Raw genomic sequence first — 6,412 nt, 5'->3', positions numbered from 1 at the left:
TGGTACAACAGCTCCAGCAATTATAAATAATAGAGAGTAATATTATGGAAGAATATCCTTATACAGAGGTTGTAGACGGTAAAGAGTACACCTATATTAATATGGGTACGTACTATGTAACTAACTTAGAGACTGGAGACAGAAGACTTGTACAGAGAGAAGTGCCATTCTTATTCGATGATGAGTATGATACAGGTGTAAAAGATGAAGATGATACTGATTGCTTAACTGGGCATGAAGAGATTCTTAACCCATTTAAAGCAGAATATGATGAGAATGGTAAGGAGATATTTATACCCAAATCTAAGTAAATGAGCTAGGTAAACTAGGATATAAGAATGGAGGTAAATTATGAATATGAAAAGAAACAAGAAGCAACAGTATCGTGTAACTAGATACGAACTGAATGATAAGAATGAACTAGTAAAGGTTGACAATCCTGTAAACTGTAACCCTAGAAAGAAGTTACCCAAACAACTAAAGGAGATGTTAGACAAGCTATTATTTAACGATTGATTAACATACCGCCATTTGTTTAACTACTTACTAATGAGTAACTTCACAAGAAGTCGAGCTGTATTCTTGTTCTATTAGATTTAATCATTAAGATATATTCTTTGATGTTAAAGTTTATCGTTTAGGTGGCTTATTAGGTACTCGACATAAATGATAACCACGGACTTTAAATACTTTCAAAGCCTGATGATTCTTATAACTGTCATTACACTCCTTACAGATAGGAGTAAGACACTCGGTATAAATAAGTCTACCTTCTGCATTTAGTCGTCCGTATTCAGCAAGTACATGCCCACCAACAGCAGGGTTGTCATTAGTAAATGACTTCTTACAGCAAGGGCATATAGTAATGAATCTTGTAAATATATTGGTTTTATAACAGTAGGCTATCCACGACTCGTAACCATATTTACACGCTTCATCATCAGCAACAGCTTGTAAACATGTTATCTCCTTCAAAATACCTGTAACCAATAGAACACCCATAACTAGCAACTTTTATGAAATTCTACTACAAAGATAAGAATTAAACTAATATCTCGTAACTATAAATAAACTAATATGAATAATAATCAATCAGAGAATAAAGAACCAGACTTCTTCACTCCTAATGCTCCAATTAAATACGTAATGGCAGGAGGAAGAGGAGTAATGATAGGTTGCGGAATTATAACAGCCTTATATGTCATAGGCGTAATTATAGGGCTGTGTTTGGGATATGGTTGGAGTAGCCTTCTTCTGCCTTTCCTGCCATTCATCATAATTGGATTTATTGGCTACATTTGGGAGATGTTTAAGAAGTTCTATAATCTGGGATATGATAAGAAACGTAGGATATAAAGTCTCTGTATGCCTATATATCCTACCCTACCTTCCGCTAGTAAATTCCTATGTACTTGACCCTACTAGTAGGGAATAGTAATATTATTACCTAGCCATTCAAATAACTTGTTTAGATAATACTTGATAGGCTAGATACAATATTACGTATAAATCAATTATTATATAAGAATTAATTATCATACAAGAAATCCTTATTATTCCTTTGAGGTTATTAAATTTCATACTACATTTGCAACGCATTTCCAGATAATAGTTAATTTACTAGCTTATAATCTGAATATCCAGTAAGGTTTGCTGGTAATAAATGTATTATTAACTTAATAATTAAAACTATGTCAAATTTGGAAAATGCAAATGTAAAGAGTGCTGAAGAACGTAAACGTGCAGAAATGCATAGAACTTATGGAATGTGGTATAAAGAGGGAGCAACAGCTTCCGACCTTGTTTCTTGGTGTGATGCAAGAATAGCAGTTTACAGTGAATGGATTAAGAACTGTACAGAACTGAAACATTCAAGTCAAGCACAGTTATTGAGTGGCATGTCTAAAGAAGCTTTAGAAGCAGCTTTAGCTGCATTAAACGCCCAATAGCATCTTTCGTGAGGTTGTGTCAAGACATTGGCACAACCTCATTTTCAATTTAATCAACCACATTTACTAGTTAATAATTATATTCAGTGAAATATTACATCTTGTAAGTATAATCTATTTCCCAACCATTCTGCATACATATCTTTATCAGTTCATTAAAGGTTACTGTTAAATCTACATCTTCTGTTTCAGTCACCAATGTGGCATTAGAGATAACAAAGTACTCTCCGGCATCATAAGCATCAAGCTTATTCTTTCCATTTTGGAATGTGGCATAATTACCGCTAATATAATAGGCTACCTTATTATTCCTCTGATTACCGTCATATAGGACATTATAAATTCCATTTATAGTATATACTTCCAATAGAACTATACCATTCTTCATTATCCTATTAGTAGCTGGTGATACATAGGTTGTAATCCTATAAGGATATATCTTGTCTACTAGTTCCATTACTAAGTTCCTCATTTTAATAGGGTCTGATTCTGCCTTCTCAATGGCATCCTTTGGCAAGGTAGGTTGGTTGAAGAACGTCCTCATATTCTCCAATCTTAACTTCTCTACATTTAAAGCTTCTATCTTATCCTTGCACTCCGCTCTCTCATTCTCACACTTAGTTAGGGTTTTATAGTACTTATCTTTAGCTATATCCATTACAGAATCCGGAGCATCCATATAAGCACTATAAGCTCTTTCTATCAATCTATCCATGTTAGATATATGAGATGTAAAGTTGGCTATATTCATTTCCAAATTGGTTATTTTATCGGTAAGTTCCACCACCCTAGCTACTCTATCCTCATCATTCAAATTGGCAAATCCTATTAACTCCTGTTTAACTAAGCCCCAAATAATAGCTTCTAATTTCTCATTACTAATTGTAATGCGACTACTACAATCTGTAGCATTATTGATACCCGACATACATGACCACCTAATAGCTACCTTCCCATTCATCAATCTATATTTATCCCCCTTATCTCCACCACGTTTCTGTGGAGTTAATGAGTGTTCACAGATAGGACATTTAAGAAGTTTACTCAATATATAAGTAGCCTGTTTTGGATAAGGAGTTCTAGCAGTTCTATTTGTAGCTCTCTTAGTGGTGGCTTTATCGAACATAGCCCTAGTTATGATAGTAGGTATCTCGACTTCAAACTCATCTACATCTTCTGTATCTGGGTCAGTAAGAGATACAACCTTTATACCAGTACAATAAGGTTCAAAGGTTAAAATATGCTCTATAGTCCCTATGCTGAATTTCTTATTAAATTGTTCACCATACTTGGCAGTAATAGCCAAAGCTGTAGATTTCAGTGTTGCACCGTCTTTAACATATTCTTCAAATACATCTACCACAACTTTAGCGGCATCATCATTTATCACCCAACTATTCTTCTTACCCTTATCTCTACCACCATATCTTTTATAACCAAAGAAGGGCTGTCCTATACTCATTTGATTGTTATCCAGTTCATCACGTCTACCAGATGCTATTTGTGTTTTCATACTCTTTATGTATTTCCAAGCAGCATCAAAGGCAGCACCTATAATAGTTTCAGCATCTCTAACTTTCTTGCCAGTTACAGGGTCTATAGTCCAAGTATCAATATCCCTAAAATACACAGGAATATCCATGTTGATAAGCTGTCTAACATATAACCGACCCGACATAGGGTCACGACTCATTCGGCTAACTTCCGACACTAAAACGACATCAAATTCCTTATTAATAGCAGCATCTTTTAGACGTTGAATAGACTGCCTATCTCTCTTACTTGCATCATCTTTACCAGTGATATGCTCACCAAATATCATATTATCACTTGACGTATAACCAAACTTCTTAGCCAGTCTAGTTAGGTCATTTACCTGTCGCTCATAGTCTTGCTTCTTAGTTGAGCACCTAATCAAAAATGCAGCTCTCATATCTGTTACATTTAATATTATTGCAATCAAGACTATTAGCTAACTATCTATAATGCAATATAATAGCACAGATAATAGTCTTTACCTCTCGCAAAGATAAGAAAGTTTCTACAATGGTGCAAGTATTTTAAGAATAGCGAATTGCCGGAATTCAACCGAGGAGTGTTGGAAGTGTTGCGTCAACCATTGGAAGACCGCCAGATCACTATTTCCCGCATCAAAAGTACTATCAGCTATCCGGCCAATCTGATGCTGATTGCATCCATGAACCCATGCCCCTGTGGATATTACAACCATCCGACAAAAGCATGCGTATGCAGCCCCGGACAGGTTCAAAAGTACTTGAATAAGATATCCGGTCCATTATTAGATCGCATCGACATTCAGATAGAGATTGTACCTGTACCCTTTGATAAGATTTCCGATCAAAGACAGGGAGAATCGAGCAATATCATCAGGCAACGAGTGATAAAAGCCCGTCAAATACAGGAAAGACGCTACACCGAATATACCGGAATTTATTGCAATGCACAAATGAACAGCAAACTGCTTGCAATGTATGCTCAACCAGATGCCAAAGGGCTCGCATTACTGAAAAATGCTATGGAACGGCTCAATCTGTCTGCCCGAGCCTATGACCGGATTTTAAAAGTTGCCCGTACAATCGCCGATTTGGAAGGAGCAGAACAAATACTCCCCAATCATTTGGCAGAGGCTATCAGTTATCGGAATCTCGACAGAGAGAACTGGGCAGGATAATAACAATGAATACAAACAGAAGAGAATTATTTCATCATCAGCACTATCTTTTTTCATATATTTGTTTTACATTTGTAACAAATAAATAATTCTAATATGAGAAAATCGATAATAGCTATTTTAATGACATTTTGTTTGAGTATAATGACTTATGCTCAAACTCCCCGAGACAGAGCCACAGAATTAAAAGAACAAGCACAAAGTAGCCTCAATCAAAAAGATTACATCAAAGCACGTTACTTATTCAAAAAGGCATACGAAGCATTTGCAACCCGAGAAAACTATCCACAGGCAATAGAATGTGGTGTTCAGGCTAATGCTTTATACGTCAGAGAGAACTTTTACAAAGAAGGATTCGAACTTTGTCGTGACATGGACCAACTTATATGGGCCGGAGAGCAAAATCAGAAGAAAGTCTTTTATGACCTCCGCTTCCTCGTGAACAAGGAGCGGTTGCAGATGTACACGGCACTTAAAAATCCAGCTCAGGCAAAAACACAGCTGAATAAACTGGAAGAAACTGCTAACCTTGCCAAGAATGACTCACTGACAGAGGTTTTACTGTATACAAAAGCCAACTATTACTATACATTTAACCAAAACACACAAGGTGATGCCTGTTTCCGCAAACTAATTAATCAATACAAGGAAAAGAAAGACTACGCCAAAGTGAGTGATTGCTACAAAAACCTTATCGGAATTGCCCGTAAAGCCAATAACGCCCCTTTAATGGAACGCACCTATGAAAGTTACATCGTTTGGACAGACTCCGTGAAAGCGCTGACAGCTCAAGACGAACTGAATGTACTGAAAAGGAAATATGACGAAAGCCAACTGACTATACAAGAAAAAGACGACACGCTATCAGCCAAACAATACATCATTATAGGCCTGTGTGTTCTTGTAGTCATCCTCGTAGCCGGACTGGCAATACTGGCCGCCATATTACTGAAATTTATCGCCGACAACCGCAAATTAAAGAAAAGTGTGAAGATTGCCAATGAACATAATGAATTAAAAACCAAATTCATACAGAACATATCTTCACAGATGGAGCCGACTTTGAATACGTTAGCTACTTCTGCGAATGAACTTTTACAGAAAGCCCCTCAAGAAGCGAGCCAAATGCAGAGCCAGGTCGCTGCTCTAAAGAAATTCAGCGATGATATCCAGGAGCTGTCTTCATTAGAGAATTCATTAACCGAACTCTATGAATTGGGTGAAATCAACGTAGGTACTTTCTGCGAAAATGTAATGGACAAGGTTAAGGAGCATATAAAAATAGATGTTACTCCTTCAGTTAATGCTCCCAAACTTCAGGTAAAGACAAACAAGGAACAACTGGAACGTATCCTTCTCTATTTATTGAGAAATGCAGCCTTCTACACCGAACAAGGACGTATCAGCCTTGAGTTCAAGAAACGTGGTGCGCACACTCATCAGTTTATCGTGACGGATACGGGAATCGGTATTCCGGCAGAGCAACAGGAAAATATCTTCAAACCTTTCACGGAAGTGAAAGACCTCACTACAGGAGATGGGCTAGGATTACCAATCTGCTCACTTATCGCCGCAAAAATGAATGGTAGCCTAACGCTAGATATCGGCTATACCAAAGGAACCCGTTTCATACTGGAACTTCACGTCTAAATTTTGCATAAAACGAATAACTTGTATCATTAGATTACTTCCTAATTTGTTTATTATAGTTACCTCCGACAGGCACTATTCCAAGCTTTTGTTTTGAAGTATACAAAAATATGGACAGGTT

6 protein-coding genes and 1 pseudogene are annotated in these 6,412 nt (G+C 36.8%); 5 read left to right on the top strand and 2 right to left on the bottom strand.

Annotation, left to right across the window (positions count from 1 at the left end; translation table 11 throughout):
- The first annotated feature begins 44 nt into the window (after nt 1–44).
- Nucleotides 45–311 carry a hypothetical protein gene (locus tag DXA05_RS21260; RefSeq protein ID WP_070612864.1) on the top strand — a complete coding sequence of 89 codons (267 nt, stop codon included), beginning with the start codon at nt 45–47 and terminating at the stop codon, nt 309–311.
- Between the two features lie 319 nt (nt 312–630).
- On the opposite strand, the gene DXA05_RS28025 is transcribed toward DXA05_RS21260, so the two are convergent.
- Nucleotides 631–975, bottom strand: coding sequence for a hypothetical protein (locus tag DXA05_RS28025; protein WP_224262825.1), 345 nt, complete (start codon nt 973–975; stop codon nt 631–633).
- Nucleotides 976–1,077: 102 nt separating this feature from the next.
- Between DXA05_RS28025 and DXA05_RS21250 the strand changes: the two genes are divergently transcribed.
- Nucleotides 1,078–1,356, top strand: a complete 279-nt coding sequence (locus DXA05_RS21250) for a hypothetical protein (RefSeq protein WP_117809445.1) — start codon at nt 1,078–1,080, stop codon at nt 1,354–1,356.
- A gap of 335 nt (nt 1,357–1,691) precedes the next feature.
- Nucleotides 1,692–1,949 (top strand): hypothetical protein, encoded by a 258-nt coding sequence (locus DXA05_RS21245; RefSeq protein WP_004296555.1) that lies wholly within the window; start codon nt 1,692–1,694, stop codon nt 1,947–1,949.
- Nucleotides 1,950–2,043: 94 nt separating this feature from the next.
- Here the strand turns inward: DXA05_RS21245 and DXA05_RS21240 are convergent, their stop codons facing one another.
- Nucleotides 2,044–3,912: a recombinase family protein gene (locus DXA05_RS21240; protein WP_224262824.1), complete on the bottom strand. Its 1,869-nt coding sequence runs from the start codon at nt 3,910–3,912 to the stop codon at nt 2,044–2,046.
- Nucleotides 3,913–4,020: 108 nt separating this feature from the next.
- Between DXA05_RS21240 and DXA05_RS21235 the strand changes: the two are divergent.
- Both DXA05_RS21235 and DXA05_RS21230 read left to right on the top strand, forming a co-directional pair.
- Nucleotides 4,021–4,641: pseudogene (locus tag DXA05_RS21235) on the top strand (ATP-binding protein); the annotation flags it as partial.
- 96 nt (nt 4,642–4,737) lie between these two features.
- Nucleotides 4,738–6,291: a HAMP domain-containing sensor histidine kinase gene (locus DXA05_RS21230; RefSeq protein ID WP_128859613.1), complete on the top strand. Its 1,554-nt coding sequence runs from the start codon at nt 4,738–4,740 to the stop codon at nt 6,289–6,291.
- The last annotated feature ends 121 nt before the right edge of the window (nt 6,292–6,412 follow it).

It is taken from the genome of Bacteroides sp. AM54-2NS (assembly GCF_003602935.1).
Lineage (GTDB): Bacteria > Bacteroidota > Bacteroidia > Bacteroidales > Bacteroidaceae > Bacteroides > Bacteroides xylanisolvens.
This window is presented reverse-complemented; position numbering and strand designations above follow the sequence as displayed.

What these genes read in the sequence shown, in the direction of transcription:
- DXA05_RS21260 (WP_070612864.1), top strand. Translation starts at nt 45, where the DNA reads ATGGAAGAATATCCTTATACAGAGGTTGTAGACGGTAAAGAGTACACC.
- DXA05_RS21230 (WP_128859613.1), top strand. Translation starts at nt 4,738, where the DNA reads ATGAGAAAATCGATAATAGCTATTTTAATGACATTTTGTTTGAGTATA.
- DXA05_RS21245 (WP_004296555.1), top strand. Translation starts at nt 1,692, where the DNA reads ATGTCAAATTTGGAAAATGCAAATGTAAAGAGTGCTGAAGAACGTAAA.
- DXA05_RS21250 (WP_117809445.1), top strand. Translation starts at nt 1,078, where the DNA reads ATGAATAATAATCAATCAGAGAATAAAGAACCAGACTTCTTCACTCCT.